At 34.4% G+C, this 17,211-nt stretch carries 17 protein-coding genes; all 17 read right to left on the bottom strand.

Going from position 1 to position 17,211, the window contains the following annotated elements; translation table 11 throughout:
• Positions 1-197: 197 nt before the first annotated feature.
• Positions 198-971, bottom strand: a complete 774-nt coding sequence (locus tag IRZ99_RS05150) for a Bax inhibitor-1/YccA family protein (RefSeq protein WP_194656249.1) — start codon at positions 969-971, stop codon at positions 198-200.
• Positions 972-1,135: 164 nt separating this feature from the next.
• Positions 1,136-2,527: an NADH-quinone oxidoreductase subunit N gene (locus IRZ99_RS05145; RefSeq protein ID WP_194656248.1), complete on the bottom strand. Its 1,392-nt coding sequence runs from the start codon at positions 2,525-2,527 to the stop codon at positions 1,136-1,138.
• Between the two features lie 63 nt (positions 2,528-2,590).
• Positions 2,591-4,030, bottom strand: coding sequence for a NuoM family protein (locus tag IRZ99_RS05140; RefSeq protein ID WP_194656247.1), 1,440 nt, complete (start codon positions 4,028-4,030; stop codon positions 2,591-2,593).
• A gap of 10 nt (positions 4,031-4,040) precedes the next feature.
• Positions 4,041-5,924, bottom strand: coding sequence for an NADH-quinone oxidoreductase subunit L (gene nuoL / locus IRZ99_RS05135; protein WP_194656246.1), 1,884 nt, complete (start codon positions 5,922-5,924; stop codon positions 4,041-4,043).
• A gap of 6 nt (positions 5,925-5,930) precedes the next feature.
• The gene (gene nuoK, locus IRZ99_RS05130; RefSeq protein ID WP_026982591.1) at positions 5,931-6,251 is read right to left on the bottom strand and encodes an NADH-quinone oxidoreductase subunit NuoK; all 321 of its coding nucleotides are present in this window, start codon (positions 6,249-6,251) and stop codon (positions 5,931-5,933) included.
• Entirely contained in the window at positions 6,251-6,790 is a 540-nt protein-coding gene (locus IRZ99_RS05125; protein WP_035747761.1) for an NADH-quinone oxidoreductase subunit J, read from the bottom strand. The genes nuoK and IRZ99_RS05125 overlap by 1 nt, the downstream gene beginning before the upstream one ends.
• Positions 6,791-7,336, bottom strand: a complete 546-nt coding sequence (locus tag IRZ99_RS05120) for an NADH-quinone oxidoreductase subunit I (protein ID WP_026982593.1) — start codon at positions 7,334-7,336, stop codon at positions 6,791-6,793.
• Between the two features lie 138 nt (positions 7,337-7,474).
• Positions 7,475-8,533, bottom strand: a complete 1,059-nt coding sequence (nuoH, locus tag IRZ99_RS05115) for an NADH-quinone oxidoreductase subunit NuoH (protein ID WP_194656245.1) — start codon at positions 8,531-8,533, stop codon at positions 7,475-7,477.
• Positions 8,533-9,564: a 2Fe-2S iron-sulfur cluster-binding protein gene (locus IRZ99_RS05110; protein WP_026982595.1), complete on the bottom strand. Its 1,032-nt coding sequence runs from the start codon at positions 9,562-9,564 to the stop codon at positions 8,533-8,535. Before IRZ99_RS05110 ends, nuoH begins: the two co-directional genes overlap by 1 nt.
• A gap of 94 nt (positions 9,565-9,658) precedes the next feature.
• Entirely contained in the window at positions 9,659-11,029 is a 1,371-nt protein-coding gene (gene nuoF / locus IRZ99_RS05105) for an NADH-quinone oxidoreductase subunit NuoF (protein ID WP_194656244.1), read from the bottom strand.
• A gap of 1 nt (position 11,030) precedes the next feature.
• Entirely contained in the window at positions 11,031-11,561 is a 531-nt protein-coding gene (locus tag IRZ99_RS05100) for an NAD(P)H-dependent oxidoreductase subunit E (protein ID WP_026982598.1), read from the bottom strand.
• 145 nt (positions 11,562-11,706) lie between these two features.
• Complete coding sequence (locus tag IRZ99_RS05095; protein ID WP_194656243.1) at positions 11,707-12,945, bottom strand: NADH-quinone oxidoreductase subunit D; 1,239 nt, start codon at positions 12,943-12,945, stop codon at positions 11,707-11,709.
• A gap of 25 nt (positions 12,946-12,970) precedes the next feature.
• Positions 12,971-13,492: an NADH-quinone oxidoreductase subunit C gene (locus tag IRZ99_RS05090; RefSeq protein WP_072970198.1), complete on the bottom strand. Its 522-nt coding sequence runs from the start codon at positions 13,490-13,492 to the stop codon at positions 12,971-12,973.
• Between the two features lies 1 nt (position 13,493).
• Positions 13,494-14,042 (bottom strand): NADH-quinone oxidoreductase subunit B, encoded by a 549-nt coding sequence (locus tag IRZ99_RS05085; protein ID WP_029271568.1) that lies wholly within the window; start codon positions 14,040-14,042, stop codon positions 13,494-13,496.
• Between the two features lie 148 nt (positions 14,043-14,190).
• Positions 14,191-14,556 (bottom strand): NADH-quinone oxidoreductase subunit A, encoded by a 366-nt coding sequence (locus IRZ99_RS05080; RefSeq protein WP_026982602.1) that lies wholly within the window; start codon positions 14,554-14,556, stop codon positions 14,191-14,193.
• A 240-nt stretch (positions 14,557-14,796) separates the two neighbouring features.
• A complete protein-coding gene (locus IRZ99_RS05075) occupies positions 14,797-14,991 on the bottom strand; it encodes a cold-shock protein (RefSeq protein ID WP_007137066.1) in 195 nt (64 codons plus the stop codon).
• A gap of 370 nt (positions 14,992-15,361) precedes the next feature.
• The gene (gene aspS, locus IRZ99_RS05070; protein WP_194656242.1) at positions 15,362-17,113 is read right to left on the bottom strand and encodes an aspartate--tRNA ligase; all 1,752 of its coding nucleotides are present in this window, start codon (positions 17,111-17,113) and stop codon (positions 15,362-15,364) included.
• Positions 17,114-17,211: the final 98 nt, after the last annotated feature.

Here is a 17,211-nt window from a genome sequence, read left to right as displayed (position 1 = left end):
TGAAAAAGATTACTTTTTAATTTTTTAAAGCAGTAAATTTTCATTAAAAAAGAATTTATTCGATTACTTTTTTAATGGCTTAACTTAAAAACATTCTTCTTTTTTAAGAAAGAGGATAAAATGAGGAGGTAAAATTAGCGCATAAAAAAAGCCTTTTTGAAAACTCAAAAAGGCTTTAAATATGTTGTAGTAAGTTTTTAGTCTTTGCTTGACAATTTAGATAGTAATCTTAAAAATTCAACGTATAACCAAACCAGGGTAATCATTAATCCCATAGCGCCAAACCATTCCATGAATTTTGGCATTCTTTGTTGAACTCCTTTTTCGATTTGATCAAAATCTAAGAAAAGATTTAATGCTGCAATGATAATTACAAAAACGCTAATTCCAATACTCATCATACCGTTTCCATAATGCACTGGTGTGAAATTGAAAATTAGAGAAGCTAGCCATGAAATCAAATAGTACGTTGCTATTGCCAGTGTAGAAGCAATAACTACAGATTTGAACTGCTCTGTAACTTTTACAATTTTAAATTTATATAAACCTAAGCAAACTAAGAACGTTACTAAGGTTGCGCTAACAGCGTTGACAACAATACCAGGATATTTTATTTCAAAAATAGCAGAGATTCCTCCAATAAATAGACCTTCAAATAAGGCATAACCTGGGGCTAAATAAGGAGAAAGATGGGGTTTGAAAGAAGACACAACAACCAGAATTAAACCAATAATAGCACCTCCAAAAGCGGGTACAATTGGATTCATTCCGTTAAATGCCATCCACCATGTTACCATAGCAGCAGCCGTTAAAATTAAAAATAAAATAGCTGTTTTATTGATAGTACCTGACAAAGTCATTTCCTGATTGTAATCAATAATCTTTGCTTCGTGCACTTCTTCAGCTTTTGAAACAGCATTTGATGAAAAACGCTTGTCGCTTAAAAATGGATTTTTTGAATTGAAGTTCATATTTCTAATACATTTAATTGTATTCAAATATATGGAGTTTTTTTGAAGTGCAATTGTTTGCGTTAAATTTTTAACATGAAATTTTCGTTACTTAAAAAGGCTTTAAAATAAAAAGTCCATCAAAAAAACTCTTGATGGACTTGTATTTATTTTGATGTAATTTTTTAGTTCAATAAATCTAAAACTAAAGATGGAAACAAACCTAAAACAATATTTAATACCATTGAAACGATTGCAACAGCATAGATAAGGAATGGTTTTCCGGTACGTTCCTGATTTGGTTCTTTAGAATACATTGCCAGAATTAATTTGAAATAATATCCAACACTGATGATTGAGTTGATAACAGCTACAATTACTAAAGCGATGTAACCAGATTCGATTGTTTGGTTGAATAAAAATAATTTAGCAAAGAATCCAGAGAAAATCGGAATACCAGCCATTGATAATAATGAACCAGTTAATATTGCAGCCAATAACGGATTCGTTTTTCCTAAACCATGGAAATTGGTAATATCTTCATTGTCCTGATTTTTGCAAACATATAATATAACACTAAATGCAGCAATTCCCGCTAATGCATAAGCAGCTGTATAATACAATAAAACTCCTGCTGAAGTTGCAATTGTCAATAAAGTCATCAACATGAAACCTGCATGTGAGATTCCTGAGAATGCCAACATACGTTTTACATTTACCTGACGTAATGCCATTATATTTCCAACAGTCATAGAAGCAATTGAAATGATTACTACAATAGTTTCAAAAGTTGGTAATAAATCCTGATTCTCAAGTGATGGAATTAAATTCAACGCTGAGATTAATTTGTATAAGGTTGCAATCGCTACCACTTTTGCTAAAGTACTCATTAAAGCAGTTGTCAAGGCAGGAGATCCTTCGTAAACGTCCGGAGCCCAAAAGTGAAATGGAACGGCAGCTACTTTAAACAACATTCCGATTACCATTAAAACCATTCCAATAGGAAACCAGATTGGTAATTCAGCAGATAAAGAACTTTCGCTGATTTCAACAACGTCAAAACTTCCCATTGCACCGTAAATTAAACAGATACCAAATAAGATAATTCCTGATGCGAAAGATCCCATCAAAAAGTATTTCATACCGGCTTCGTTACTTTTTAAATTCAAACGCTCACTTGCAGCAAGTACATATAAAGCAATTGATAAAATTTCGATTCCTAAGAAAAACATTGCTAAGTTTCCAAAAGATACCATTGCAACTCCTCCAGCCAATAAAAATATTTTTATAGCTACAAAATCTGAAATTTTGGTTGGGTGGTTTTCATAGAAATTATGACTCAATGCCACTAGGAAAATGGTCAGGATGATGAACAATGAAGAAAACGCAGTAGAGAATTTACTCACTGTTATCATATTGTTGTAGTAACTTTCTGTTGATCCAAATTCAGAAAAATTAAGTGCCAAAACGCCTAATAAACCAAGAATGGTAATTGGAACAATGGCTTTTCTTAAATTAAGAATTTCAAATAATAGGCAGAAAATACCCAATCCTGTTATAGCTATTAATGTATTCATTTTTGCTTTTTTGATTTAGGAAATCCAAACTACAGATGCCCTAATTTATTTTTATTTAAAATATTAATTTTTATTGATAACGTTCAAAATCGTTTCTAAGCTTGGTGTAATCAAATCTGTAATTGGTTTTGGATAAAATCCAAAGAAAATTAAAACAGCTATAATTACTACTAATGAGATTCCTTCATTAACAGTTACATCTGCAAAAGTTTTCGAATTCGTTTCTCCCAACATTACACCCTGAAACATCTTAAGCATATAATAAGCTCCTAAAATAATAGTTGTTCCACCTAAAACAGCGAAGCAAATATTGATTTGAGAAAGACTATACAAAACCGTAAATTCTCCAACGAAGTTAAAAGTACCTGGCAAAGCTACAGAAGCTAAAACCAAAATTAAAAACATAGAAGTGAATTTTGGCGACTGTGTGCGGATACCACCCATTTCTGAAATGTTTCTTGTTTCATATCTTCTATAAATGATTTCAGCTGCGTAGAATAATCCAACTACAACAAAACCGTGAGCGATCATTTGTAGAACAGCTCCACGTAAACCGTCAACAGTTAACGTATAAGTTCCCGCAGCGATTAATCCAACGTGAGCAAGAGAAGAATAGGCTAATAATTTCTTTAAATCTTTTTGTCTTAAGGCAACGATTGATCCGTAAATAACTCCGGCAATTCCTAAAGCGATAAAAATATTTTTGTATTCAATTGCTGCATTGGCTGTAATTGGTAATTGCCAGCGAATAACACTGTACAATCCCATTTTTAACATGATACCAGATAAAAGCATAGTTCCGACAGTTGGCGCTTTTTGGTACACGTTTGCCTGCCATGTATGGAAAGGAATTATAGGAATTTTAATAGCATAAGCCAAGAAAAAAGCCATAAAAATCCAGATTTCTTCTGTTTGCGACAAATTAACTTTGTATAGATCTTCGATTAAGAAACTTCCAGCTTTTTGGTATAAGTAAATGAAAGCTACTAGCATGAACAATGAACCGGCAAGTGTATAGATGAAGAATTTAACTACCGCTTTTCTGCGTTCTTCAGCATCACCATTACCCCAAATAAGTGCAATAAAGTAAATTGGAATTAAAGCTAATTCCCAGAAAATATAATATAAAAGACCATCTGCAGCAAGGAAAGTTCCTGTCATAGCAAAAGCCATAAATAAAATTAAAGCATAAAAAGCTTTAGCGTTTTTATATTCATTCCCAAAAGAAGAGAATATAATAATTGGCGTTAAAGCTACAGTCAATAAAAGCATAGCAATTGCCAATCCATCAGCATTTAAAGCAAATGAAATTTTAGGTTGTGTAATCCACGCATTAATTACACTGATGTTTTCACCAGCACAAAAATTATTTAACAAGACAACCGAACAGCCCAAAGCTGCCAAACTAAAGAACAAAGCTACTTTTGATGCTAGTTTATCGCCAGCAAAATAAGTGACAAATGCACCAATTAAAAGAATAATTAATATAAGAGAAACGTTCATAGTTATAAAATTATTGAGCTAAAAATATATAGGAAATAATGGCACAAAGACCCAAAACAAAAGCAAACAGATATAATCCGATACTTCCGTTTTGTAATTTTTTACCTTGAAAAGCCAGTTCATTAGTCACTTTGCCTAATCCGAAAACAACTGCAGATAAACCAGTTTCAACATAGTCTCTAAAGAATTTTGACAATCCATTTATAGAGCGTACAAATATTGCATCGTAAATTTCGTCTACATAATATTTGTTATATAAAACCTTGGTTAAACCAGTAATGTTTTCGTCAGCTTCAGGAACATTATCTTGTTTGAAATATTTAATATATGCAATCAAGATACCGATCAATCCACCTAAAACAGCAACTCCCATAAGAGTATATTCTGTTGTGCCTAAATGGTGCTCTTCTCCGGCTACTTTCGTGAAAAGAGGAGCCATATATTCATTTAACCAGCTGTTTCCAGGAAGACTAATAAGACCTCCAAAAGTGGCTAACAAAGCTAATATCATTAATGGGAAAGTAATTAATCCGTCACTTTCGTGTAAATGATGTTTTTGCTCTTCAGTTCCTCTAAAATCTTTAAAGAAAGTAAGGAACATCAATCGGAACATATAAAATGCCGTCATGATTGAAGCAACAGATCCAATAACGTAAAGTGGAATACTGTGGTGAAAAGCAGTCATTAAAATTTCATCTTTAGAGAAGAAACCAGAGAAAAATGGCACACCTGAAATCGCTAATGATGAAATCAACATAGTCCAGAAAGTGATTGGCATTGCTTTACGCAAACCACCCATTTTACGCATATCTTGCTCTCCGTGCAATCCGTGAATTACAGATCCTGATCCTAAGAACAAACAAGCTTTAAAGAAAGCATGTGTAATTACGTGAAAAACGGCTACTTCATAAGCACCGAATCCTAAGGCTAAAAACATTAATCCTAATTGAGAAACAGTAGAGTAGGCCAATACTTTTTTAATGTCAGTCTGAACCAAACCAATTGTTGCAGCAACTAATGAAGTTATAGCTCCAACAATAGCAATTACAGTCTGAACGTCTGGCGCTAAATCAAAAACAAAGTTTAATCTCGTTACCATAAAGATACCTGCAGTAACCATCGTCGCTGCGTGAATCAAGGCAGAAACCGGAGTTGGTCCAGCCATCGCATCAGGTAACCAGGTGTATAACGGAATTTGAGCTGATTTACCACAAGCTCCAATAAATAAACATAAAGCTGCTAACGAAAGTAAAGGTATGTTTAGATTTGTCGCTCCGGCAATCGCCGTTTTTAAAGTTGCATAATCTAAGGTGGAAAACATTGCACCAAGAATGAACATTCCGATTAATAAACCTAAATCTCCAATTCTGTTCATGATGAAAGCTTTTTTCGCAGCATCATTGTAATCCTGGTTTTTATGCCAGAATCCAATTAATAAGTACGAACAAAGTCCAACGCCTTCCCATCCAATAAATAATACTAATAAGTTACTTCCGGTTACCAATGTAATCATGAAGAATATGAACAGATTCAAATACGCAAAAAACTTATGCATATTCTCATCGTCGTGCATGTAACTGATAGAGTATAAGTGAATCAATGATCCAATTCCGGTTACAAAAAGCAACCAAAGAACAGAGAGTTGATCTAATAAAAATCCTAAATCAATATGAAGATTACTGATCTGGATCCAGTCAAATAAAGTTACCTGAATGGCTTTTCCAGTTGAAGTAATTTGATTAAAAAGTATAAGAGTAACCACAAAAGAAACTGCTACGGCAACTGTTCCGATAATACCCGAAACGGTTTTTCCTAAGCTTTTCCCGAAAAAAACATTGATTAAAAATCCTAAAAAAGGAGATAAAACTAAGACTAAAGCTAAATTGGTATCCATTTCCATTTATCCTTTTAAATTTTTTAAATTATCGATACTAATTGAGCCTAAATTTCTAAAAATAGAAACCAGAATGGCCAATCCTACCGCAACTTCTGCTGCAGCAACTGCCATCGAAAAGAACACAAAAACTTGTCCCTGTGCATCTTGATGATACGTTGAAAAAGCAACAAATAAAAGGTTAACTGCATTCAACATGATTTCGATAGACATGAAAACGATAATAGCATTTCGTCTGTACAATACACCAAAAACACCAATACAAAAAAGTACAACACTTAAAAAGATGTAGTTTTCAATACCTATTTGATTTAATATATTACCCATTATTTATTTAATTTTTCTTTTTTAGACAATAATACTGTTCCAATCATGGCTACTAAAAGTAAAATCGAAGCAAATTCAAACGGAACCATATATTCGTTCAATAATATTTTACCTAAAACCTTAATAGATTGAAAATCTTCTCCAGTCGAATCATATTCTCCAACAATTGGTTTAGAATTGATGAAAATTGTAATCAATACAATAACAATTAAACAGAAAGAAACAATAGCGCCCAAACGTGTAATTCTAGGTCTGTGAACCTGATGGCGCTCGTTTAAATTCATTAACATGATCGTGAACAGGAACAAAATCATAATCGCCCCCGAATAGACTATAATATGTACGATAGCCAAAAATTGAGAGTTTAATAATAAATAATGACCAGCAATTGAAAAGAAACAGATTACTAAATAAATAGCACTATGAATTGGATTTCTACTAAAAATGGTCAAAAATGCGGTAATCACCGTAATAAACGCTAAGAAACAAAATATAATTTGTACAGTTGTTGCGTGTGCAAAATCAGGAATATGTATCATTTAGTTAGCATTATTAAGTTGAGCATTTTTGATCGCCACATCAAGAGGCATCACTAATCTGTCTTTTCCAAAAATGAAATCTTCTCTTTCATAACTAGAAGGAACCAACACTTTTGAAGTTGTCAAATAGATAGCGTCTTTTGGACAAGCTTCTTCGCAAAGGCCACAGAAAATACATCTTAACATGTTGATTTCGTAAATCTCAGCATATTTTTCTTCTCTGTATAAATGTTTTTCATCTGGTTTGCGTTCAGCAGCTTTCATAGTGATTGCTTCTGCAGGGCATGATAAAGCACATAATCCACAAGCAGTACAGTTTTCACGACCTTGTTCATCGCGTTTCAACTGGTGTTGACCGCGATAAACCGGACTCATTTCACGTACTTGTTCAGGATAGTGAATGGTTACTTTTTTTCTGAAAAGGTGCTTAAGTGTAATAAGCAATCCTTTCACAATCGCCACAAGATACAATCGCTCCCAAAAAGTCATCTCTTTGTTCGAGACCATCTTTTTTCTACCCGATAATGATATAGTTTCTATTGACATTTTTTAATGTATGATTTACGATTCATAATTTGATGGTTAAATCAAATCCAAAATCTATTTTATTTTTAATTTGAATCTCGATAGCTATCGGGACCACCGTAAAAGGATACCGCTTCTAGCAGAGCTAGGGCTCAGTTATTAAAATCCTAAGTATGCTGCGATATCATGTCTTAAAATTACAACTCCTGTAATCATAATATTAATGATCGAAAGCGGAATTAAAATTTTCCATCCTAAGTTCATTAATTGGTCATATCTAAATCTTGGAATTGTCCAACGCACCCACATATAGAAAAAGATCCAGAAACATATTTTAGCAAACAATACTGCAATTCCTAAAACGTTAGCGATATTAACACCTACATTTTCTACCATCCATTGCATTCCTGGATAATTGTATCCTCCAAAAAACAATACAGATATAATGGTGGCAGAGATAAACATATTTGCATACTCAGCAAATAAATAGAATCCCATTTTCATGGATGAATATTCAGTATGATATCCACCAATCAACTCAGATTCACATTCTGCTAAATCGAAAGGTGTTCTGTTTGTTTCTGCAAAAGCACAAATCAGGAAAATTAAGAAAGATAATGGCTGATAAAAAACATTCCAGTTCATTCCAGCTTGCTGCTCCGAAATTTCTTTTAGGCTTAAAGTTCCAGTCATCATCAATAATGCAATCATTGATAATCCCATAGCAACTTCATAAGAAACCATCTGTGATGCCGCACGAACAGCTCCCATTAAAGAGAATTTATTGTTTGAAGCCCATCCACCAATCATTATTCCATAAACTCCAACAGAAATTACTCCGAAAACATATAATAAAGCAATATTTACATCTGTTGCCTGTAAAAGAACATCACGTCCAAAAACATGAAGTCTGTCTCCCCATGGAATTACAGCGCTTGTCATCAAAGCCGTACTCATGGCAATTGCCGGACCAACAACGAATAAAAATTTATTAGGTGTATTTGGCTCAAATTCTTCTTTTGAGAATAATTTCATACCATCAGCAAGTGGTTGTAATAAACCTCCCCATCCCGCACGGTTTGGTCCTACACGGTCCTGAAGAAAAGCCGCAACTTTACGTTCAGCCCAGGTAGAATACATCGCCATAATCATTGTTATAGCAAAGACCACCACAATTACAACACTTTTCTCTATAATAAACGTACCATCTACCATCATTAAGAAATTTTGTTGTTAGTGTTTAATGGAATTTCAGCCATACTAATTTTTTTACGGTCAATATCTCTACCCATAAGGATAGTTTTTTCAGTATCAATTTCTACTTTCTCTAATTTTTGAGTGTAGTTATTTTGGTTGATAACAGAATCTTTTTCGAATTCTCTTGGTCCTTCAATAACCCAGTCATTCACATTTTTGTGATCAAAACGACAAGAGTTACAGATGAATTCTTCCACTTCATGGTACTCATCTTTACGACCTGTTACACGTTGAATTTCTCCTCCAAACATCCAAACGGTAGTTTTTCCACAACATCCCGGAGTTGTACATTCTCTGTGTGCATTATATGGCTTGTTGAACCAAACTCTCGATTTGAAACGGAAAGTTTTATCAGTTAATGCACCAACTGGGCAAACGTCAATCATATTTCCAGAGAATTCATTATCGATAGCTTTTGAAATTCCTGTTGAAATATTAGCGTGATCTCCACGATCTAATACTCCGTGAACTCTGTTGTCTGTCAATTGATCTGCAACTTGTACACATCTTTGGCATAGAATACAACGGTTCATATGTAGTTGAATATTTGGACCAATATCTTCTGGTTCAAATGTTCTTTTTTCTTCAATAAAACGTGATTTTGGATTTCCGTGTTCGAAACTTAAATTTTGAAGATCACATTCTCCGGCCTGATCACAAACTGGGCAGTCAAGTGGGTGATTGATCAATAAAAATTCTGTTACAGATTTACGGGCTTCCGTTACTCTGTCAGAAGATTTACTGTTTACTTCCATTCCGTCCATACATCCTGTTACACAAGATGCCATTAATTTTGGCATTGGTCTTGGGTCAGCTTCACTACCTTTAGAAACTTCAACTAAACAACAACGACATTTTCCGCCGCTGCCTTTTAATTTTGAGTAATAGCACATGGCTGGGGGTACCAAATCTCCACCAATCATACGTGCAGCCTGCAGGATCGTTGTTCCTGGCTCTACGTCTATACTTTGACCGTCTATGGTTACTTTCATCTCTTATTGATTTGAATGTTGAAAGTCGGAATATTTAAAAGATTTGCTGTCCTTTTTATATTATTAACTTTATAACTTTCTGCTTTATATTTCTTTATACGATTACTTTACCGCCTACCAAATGTTTCACTTGCGAGAAAGGTTCAGCAACAAAATGATCTCTGTGTTTAATTTTTTCAGGGAAACGAACGTGATATTCAAATTCATCTCTAAAGTGACGGATCGCTGCTGCTACTGGCCAGGAAGCTGCGTCGCCAAGTGGGCAAATTGTGTTACCCTCGATTTTACTTTGAATACTCCACAATAATTCAATATCTTCTTCACGGCCCTGACCGTTTTCAATTCTCCACAAGATTTTTTCTAACCAACCAGTTCCTTCACGACAAGGTGTACATTGTCCGCAAGATTCGTGGTGGTAAAAACGTGCAAAATTCCAGGTGTTTCTTACTACACAAGCAGTGTCGTTATAAACGATAAATCCTCCAGAACCTAACATTGATCCGGTAGCAAAACCACCATCACTTAAAGATTCGTAAGTCATTAATCTGTCTTCACCATTAGCTGTTTTGAAAATCAATTCAGCTGGTAAAATTGGCACTGAAGATCCTCCTGGAACAAACGCTTTCAAAGGTCTGCTAGAAGACATTCCGCCTAAATACTCATCAGAATTCATGAACTCGTCAACACTTAATCCTAATTCAATTTCATAAACTCCTGGATTTTTAATGTGTCCCGAAGCAGAAATTAATTTAGTTCCAGTTGAACGACCAATTCCGATTTTTGCGTAATCATCTCCAGAGTTGTTGATGATCCAAGGCACAGCTGCAATAGTCTCTACATTGTTTACTACTGTTGGGTTTGCCCAAAGTCCGGAAACCGCTGGGAAAGGTGGTTTAATACGAGGATTTCCTCTTTTACCTTCCAATGACTCAATAAGTGCAGTTTCTTCTCCACAGATGTAAGCTCCGGCTCCACAGTGAACATGTAATTCTAAATCGTAACCTGTTCCTAATATATTTTTTCCTAACCAACCGGCAGCTTTTGCTTCGGCGATTGCTCTTTCTAAAATTTTGAAAACCCACATATATTCTCCACGAATGTAGATATACGAAAGGTTAGCGCCTAAGGCAAAACTTGAAGTAATCATTCCTTCGATCAATAAGTGAGGAATAAATTCCATCAAATAACGATCTTTGAAAGTTCCAGGTTCAGACTCGTCGGCATTGCAAACTAAGTGTCTTGGTTTACCTGATTTTTTATCAATAAAACTCCATTTCATTCCGGCAGGGAAACCCGCACCACCACGGCCACGAAGTCCTGATTTTTTTACTTCTTCAACAACTTCATCTGGCGTAAGTGTTTTCAAAGCTTTTTCTACAGAAGCATAACCACCATTTTGGCGATATACTTCGTAGGTTTTAATACCCGGAACATTGATTTTATCTAATAATATTTTCTGTGACATCTTATTTATCGTGTAATATTATTTTATCATCTCTACAATCAGCGATTAACTGATCGATTTTTTCTTCTGTCAATTTTTCTTTGTAGAAATCGCCTAACTGCATCATCGGAGCATATCCGCAAGCACCTAAACATTCTACTCCGGCAATAGTAAACATTCCGTCTGGAGTTGTTTCTCCCATCTTAATGCCTAATTTTTCAGAAGTATAATCCATTAAATTTTCAGCACCATTCAAACAACAACAAGAAGTCTGGCAGAATTCGAACATGTATTTTCCAATTGGTTTTTGGTTGTACATGGTATAAAAAGTAACCACTTCGTAAACCTCAATTGGTTTGATGTGCAAAATTTCAGCAACTTTATCCTGCAACTCAGTGCTCAACCAGTTATCATGCGCATCCTGCACTTCGTGCAAAACAGGCAACAAAGCTGATTTTCTTTTGTCTTCAGGATAATGACTGATCAATTCATTGATGCGAGTCATCAATGCTTCAGTCATGTTTATTTCTTGTTTGTAATGTTTTCTTTCCATTCTTATTTTGGATTTTAGATTTTAGATTTTAGATTTTTCAATCTGTATCTAGAATCAGCATTCTGCAATCTTTTTTAATTTTAGATTTCTGATTTTAAATTTTAGATTTTTCAATCTGCAATTTAAACTCTAGAATCTGCAATCTTTAGGCGTCTAACTCTCCTGCAATAACATTTAAACTTGAAAGGATAACAATTGCATCTGATAATAAAGCGCCTTTAATCATTTCAGGATATGCCTGGTAATAAATAAAGCAAGGTCTTCTGAAATGTAATCTATATGGAGTTCTGCTTCCGTCAGTAACTAAGTAAAATCCTAATTCTCCATTTCCTCCTTCAACCGGGTGGTAGATTTCTGCAACTGGTACAGGAACTTCTCCCATTACAATCTTAAAGTGATAAATTAAAGATTCCATTGAAGTGTAAACATCTTCTTTTGGAGGAAGGTAGTAATCAGGAACTTCTGCGTGATATTCATTTCCGGCTGGCATTTTATCTAAAGCCTGACGAATGATGCTTAAACTTTCACGAACTTCAGCATTACGAACACAGAAACGATCATAAGTATCACCTGATTTTCCAACCGGAACAATAAAATCGAAATCTTCGTAAGATGAATAAGGATGTGCAACACGAACGTCATAATCAACTCCGGCAGCACGTAAATTTGGACCTGTAAATCCGTAAGCCATTGCTTGCTCTGCTGAGATCGCACCAACGTTTACAGTTCTGTCAAGGAAAATTCTGTTTCTTTCGAATAAGTTTTCAAATTCTTGCCAAGCGACAGGAAAATCTCTTAAAAACACTTCTAGTTTGCGGAAAGCCTCTGGTGACCAATCTCTTTCGAAACCACCAATTCTTCCCATATTTGTTGTTAAACGAGCTCCACAAATTTCTTCGTAGATTTCGTAAACTTTTTCTCTAAATTGAAAAACGTATAAGAAACCAGTATAGGCACCAGTATCTACACCCAAAATCGAGTTACAGATTAAGTGGTCTGTAATACGAGCCAATTCCATTACGATAACTCTTAAATATTGCGCTCTTTTAGGAACTTCAATATTCAACAATTTTTCTAAGGTCATCCACCATCCCATATTATTAATAGGAGAGGAGCAATAGTTCATACGGTCTGTAAGAGGCGTAATTTGATAGAAAGGGCGATTTTCGGCAATTTTTTCGAATGCTCTGTGGATATAACCAATAGTTGGTTCAGCCTCAAGAATTCTTTCACCATCCATCAATAAGATATTCTGAAAAATACCGTGTGTTGCTGGGTGTGTTGGACCTAAATTCAGTACTGAAAGCTCGCTTCCGTCTTCGTTTAGTTTCTCCTTTATTATTTTAGCATATCGATGCTCTGGTGGTAATAATAGTTCTGACATTTTATAATGTTGAATTATTTATTTTTTAGCAATTTGTTGTTGTTCTTCCAAAGAATCTGTCGTCTTTATCCGTTCTTCCGCTGTCTTCCATTGGGAATTCTTTTCGCATTGGGAAAGAGATCATTTCGTCCATATTCAAAATACGTTTCAATTGCGGATGTCCAATAAAGTTAATTCCGAAGAAATCGTAAGTTTCTCTTTCCATCCAGTTTGAACTTAAGAAAATATTTGAAATGGTTTTTATCTCTGGTTTTTCACCATTAAGGTATACTTTGATTCTGATACGTTTGTTCTCGTACCAGTTGTGCAAATGATATACTATAGCGAACTGACGATCTGTTTCGTTGTCCGGATAGTGAATTCCACATAAATCAGTTAAAAAGTGAAAACGTAAATCAGAATCGTTTTTCAAAAAAAGAATTAAAGCAGTGATTTTATCTGCTGTTGTTTCTATTGAAAAAATATCTCTTTCTTGTTGAAAGTTAAAAACACTTGAATCAAATGTTTCTGTAAGTTTGTCTTGAATCAGGGTATTTTCTAAGGCCATCTTATGAAATATTATATGAAGCTAGTAATTCTTGGTATTCTGGAGAGCTTCTGCGTCTAACAGATTCGCTTCTTACCAATTCCTGAAGTTTCATTACTCCATCAACAATTTGTTCTGGTCTTGGAGGACATCCTGGAACGTAAACGTCAACCGGAATTACTTTGTCAATTCCTTGTAAAACAGAATAAGTATCGAAGATTCCACCTGATGAAGCACAAGCTCCAACTGCAATTACCCAGCGAGGCTCAGACATTTGTTCGTAAACCTGTCTTAAAATAGGCGCCATTTTTTTAGAAATAGTTCCCATTACCATTAACATATCGGCCTGACGAGGAGAGAAACTCACACGCTCAGAACCAAATCGTGCTAAATCGTAGTGTGAAGCCATTGTAGCCATGAATTCGATACCACAGCATGAAGTTGCAAAAGGTAATGGCCATAATGAATTGGCTCTTGCTAAACCTACAACGTCATTTAGTTTTGTAGCGAAGAAACCTTCTCCTACAACTCCTTCCGGCGGCGCAACCATATTTACATTTGAATCGCTCATTTTATTTTAGATTTTAGATTTCTGATTTTATAAATCTTGTATATCGAAATCAATATTTTAAAAGTCAATATTATATTTTGAGAAACTGTGTTTCAAATCTAAAATTCTAAATCAATCTAAAATCTAAGATCTGAAATCTAAAAATTTCTTATTCCCAGTCTAAAGCTTTCTTTTTGATGATATAGAAAAAACCAACTAAAAGAAGTGCCATGAAAACAATCATTTTTAGCATTCCTTCCATTCCTAATTCCTTGAAGTTTACTGCCCAAGGGTAAAGAAAAATTACCTCTACATCAAATAATACGAACAAAATAGCTACCAGGAAGTATTTTACTGAAAACGGAATACGGGCATTACCAACAGATTCGATACCGCACTCAAAGTTTTTGTCTTTAACTTCTGAGGTTCTTTTTGGTCCTAATTTTCCAGAAATTATGATTGTTCCTACCACAAAACCAACAGCTAAAATGAACTGCATTAAAATAGGAATGTAACTGTATTGATCAGATTGCATAAACTTAGGGTTTTTACTTAAAGAATAAGCCACAAAGATAACTTTCAACTATGTAAATCACAAGATAAAAAATGATTTAAGTATGTTGAGAAACGGTGTTTGTGTCTAATTTTTATTGATTATAAATAACAATCTCAAATTTTAATATTTTTTTAAGATTTGAGCAAAAAAAACGTCCCGATACTTCGGGACGTTCTTAAAACCATTCAGAGGCAAAAAAAATAAATTGCTATATTTTTCTTAGATTACTGCTACTTTAGCAGCAACTTTCCCTTTTCTTCCTTCTTCTTCTTCATAGCTTACACGGTCACCTTCGCGTAATTCTTCCGCGTTAATTCCTGAAGCGTGAACGAAGATATCTTTTCCTGTTTCTTCGTCTGTAATGAATCCATAACCTTTAGATTCATTGAAAAATTTTACTGTACCTGTACGCATTGTAATTGTAATAATAATTTATAATGAAGCAAATGTAAGATATAAATTCATACAAAAGACAATAAGGTGTTAATTTTTTGTAAAAATTATTGATTCACAGTCTTTTCGCTATTTATATTGCATCAAATCCTATACAGCTGTGCTTTATTTGAGAATCATTAATTCTAGTAAACGAACTAAGAAAAATTAACCTGACTTTAAGGTCATTTTGACAATTATCTTAATTTGTTCAATTATTTAGTAGTAATTATTACAAAGGCTCTTGTTTGTTATAGTTTTTAAGAATTTGTCAAAATCACAAAAGAGAAATAAAAAAAAACTGCAACTAAAAAGATAATTGCAGTTTTGTATTTTGAAACTCTGTAGAATTTTATTGAATATCAACTTTAATATGTAATTCTTTTAGTTGAGCATCATCAATTGTTGCAGGCGCATCAATCATTACATCACGTCCTGAATTGTTTTTTGGGAAAGCAATGAAATCTCTAATAGTTTCCTGTCCTCCTAAAATAGCAACAAGTCTGTCCAATCCAAATGCTAATCCTCCGTGTGGTGGTGCTCCAAATTGGAAAGCATCCATTAAGAAACCGAATTGTGCTTTTGCTTCTTCTTCCGTAAATCCTAAATATTTGAACATTAATTGTTGTGTCGCTTTGTCGTGAATACGAATTGATCCTCCTCCAATTTCATTTCCATTTAAAACCATATCATAAGCATTGGCACGAACTTTTCCTGGTTCAGTTTCCAATAATTGCATGTCTTCTGGTTTTGGAGATGTAAACGGGTGGTGCATTGCATGGTAGCGTCCACTTTCTTCATCAAGTTCCAATAATGGGAAATCTACAACCCATAATGGAGCAAATTCTTCAGGATTACGTAATCCTAAACGAGTTGCCAATTCCATACGAAGTGCTGAAAGTTGTGCGCGTGTTTTGTTTGCCGGTCCGGAAAGTACAAAAATCATGTCACCAGGTTTTGCACCTGTAATTTTTGCCCATTGTCCTAAATCGTCCTGATCATAAAATTTATCTACAGATGATTTGAAAGTTCCATCGTCATTGCATTTTGCATAAACCATTCCTGATGCTCCAACTTGTGGGCGCTTAACCCAGTCAATTAAACCGTCAATTTCTTTACGTGTATAATTTCCTGCTCCCGGAACAGCGATCCCTACTACCAATTCTGCAGCATTGAATACCGGAAAATCTTTGTGTTGTGCATACTCGTTTAACTCACCAAACTCCATTCCAAAACGAATGTCCGGTTTGTCATTTCCGTATGTTTTCATAGCATATTCGTAGGTAATTCTTGGAAATTTATCTACTTCAATACCTTTAATTTCTTTTAGTAAATGTCTTGTCAATCCTTCAAAAACATTCAAAATATCTTCTTGATCCACAAATGCCATTTCGCAATCGATTTGTGTAAACTCAGGCTGACGGTCTGCACGTAAATCTTCATCACGGAAACATTTCACAATTTGGAAATATTTATCCATTCCACCTACCATCAATAATTGTTTGAAAGTTTGTGGAGATTGTGGCAATGCATAAAATTGTCCTTCGTTCATACGGCTTGGTACAACGAAATCTCTTGCTCCTTCAGGAGTAGATTTAATTAAATAAGGGGTTTCAACTTCGCAGAAATCTAAATCAGATAGATATTTACGAACTTCCATCGCTACTTTATGACGGAATAATAAACTGTTTTTCACAGGATTTCTTCTGATATCTAAATAACGGTATTTCATTCTGATGTCTTCTCCGCCATCTGTTTCATCTTCAATTGTAAATGGAGGTGTTAAAGCTGCATTTAAAATGTTTAATTCAGAAACTAAAATTTCGATTTCACCAGTCGGAATATTTTTGTTTTTGGCTTCACGCTCAATAACAGTTCCTTTTACCTGAATTACAAATTCTCTTCCTAGTGTTTTAGCTAGTTCAAAAACAGTTTTATCAGTACGACTTTCGTCGAAAATAAGTTGTGTAATTCCGTAACGGTCGCGTAAATCAACCCAATTCATAAATCCCTTATCGCGTGATTTTTGAACCCAACCCGCTAGTGTAACTTCCGTATTAATATTTGAGGCGTTTAACTCACCACAATTATGACTTCTATACATGATCAAAATTTTAGACTGCAAAAGTAAACACAAAATTCAAATTAATATAGAAAGTGTGCAACTAGATGTGTATTAATTTGAAATATTTTGTTAATTGT

Origin of the sequence: Flavobacterium sp. LC2016-12, from assembly GCF_015351595.1 — a bacterium.
Taxonomy (GTDB): Bacteria; Bacteroidota; Bacteroidia; order Flavobacteriales; family Flavobacteriaceae; genus Flavobacterium.
This window is presented reverse-complemented; position numbering and strand designations above follow the sequence as displayed.

Excerpts from the sequence above, each read along its gene's own strand:
- nuoH (WP_194656245.1), bottom strand. The coding sequence starts at position 8,533 with ATGATGGTAGATGGTACGTTTATTATAGAGAAAAGTGTTGTAATTGTG.
- nuoL (WP_194656246.1), bottom strand. The coding sequence starts at position 5,924 with ATGGATACCAATTTAGCTTTAGTCTTAGTTTTATCTCCTTTTTTAGGA.
- aspS (WP_194656242.1), bottom strand. The coding sequence starts at position 17,113 with ATGTATAGAAGTCATAATTGTGGTGAGTTAAACGCCTCAAATATTAAT.
- IRZ99_RS05150 (WP_194656249.1), bottom strand. The coding sequence starts at position 971 with ATGAACTTCAATTCAAAAAATCCATTTTTAAGCGACAAGCGTTTTTCA.
- IRZ99_RS05110 (WP_026982595.1), bottom strand. The coding sequence starts at position 9,564 with ATGAAAGTAACCATAGACGGTCAAAGTATAGACGTAGAGCCAGGAACA.
- IRZ99_RS05125 (WP_035747761.1), bottom strand. The coding sequence starts at position 6,790 with ATGATACATATTCCTGATTTTGCACACGCAACAACTGTACAAATTATA.
- nuoF (WP_194656244.1), bottom strand. The coding sequence starts at position 11,029 with ATGTCACAGAAAATATTATTAGATAAAATCAATGTTCCGGGTATTAAA.
- IRZ99_RS05075 (WP_007137066.1), bottom strand. The coding sequence starts at position 14,991 with ATGCGTACAGGTACAGTAAAATTTTTCAATGAATCTAAAGGTTATGGA.
- IRZ99_RS05085 (WP_029271568.1), bottom strand. The coding sequence starts at position 14,042 with ATGAGCGATTCAAATGTAAATATGGTTGCGCCGCCGGAAGGAGTTGTA.
- IRZ99_RS05080 (WP_026982602.1), bottom strand. The coding sequence starts at position 14,556 with ATGCAATCTGATCAATACAGTTACATTCCTATTTTAATGCAGTTCATT.
- IRZ99_RS05120 (WP_026982593.1), bottom strand. The coding sequence starts at position 7,336 with ATGTCAATAGAAACTATATCATTATCGGGTAGAAAAAAGATGGTCTCG.
- IRZ99_RS05140 (WP_194656247.1), bottom strand. The coding sequence starts at position 4,030 with ATGAACGTTTCTCTTATATTAATTATTCTTTTAATTGGTGCATTTGTC.
- IRZ99_RS05095 (WP_194656243.1), bottom strand. The coding sequence starts at position 12,945 with ATGTCAGAACTATTATTACCACCAGAGCATCGATATGCTAAAATAATA.
- nuoK (WP_026982591.1), bottom strand. The coding sequence starts at position 6,251 with ATGGGTAATATATTAAATCAAATAGGTATTGAAAACTACATCTTTTTA.
- IRZ99_RS05145 (WP_194656248.1), bottom strand. The coding sequence starts at position 2,527 with ATGAATACATTAATAGCTATAACAGGATTGGGTATTTTCTGCCTATTA.
- IRZ99_RS05090 (WP_072970198.1), bottom strand. The coding sequence starts at position 13,492 with ATGGCCTTAGAAAATACCCTGATTCAAGACAAACTTACAGAAACATTT.
- IRZ99_RS05100 (WP_026982598.1), bottom strand. The coding sequence starts at position 11,561 with ATGGAAAGAAAACATTACAAACAAGAAATAAACATGACTGAAGCATTG.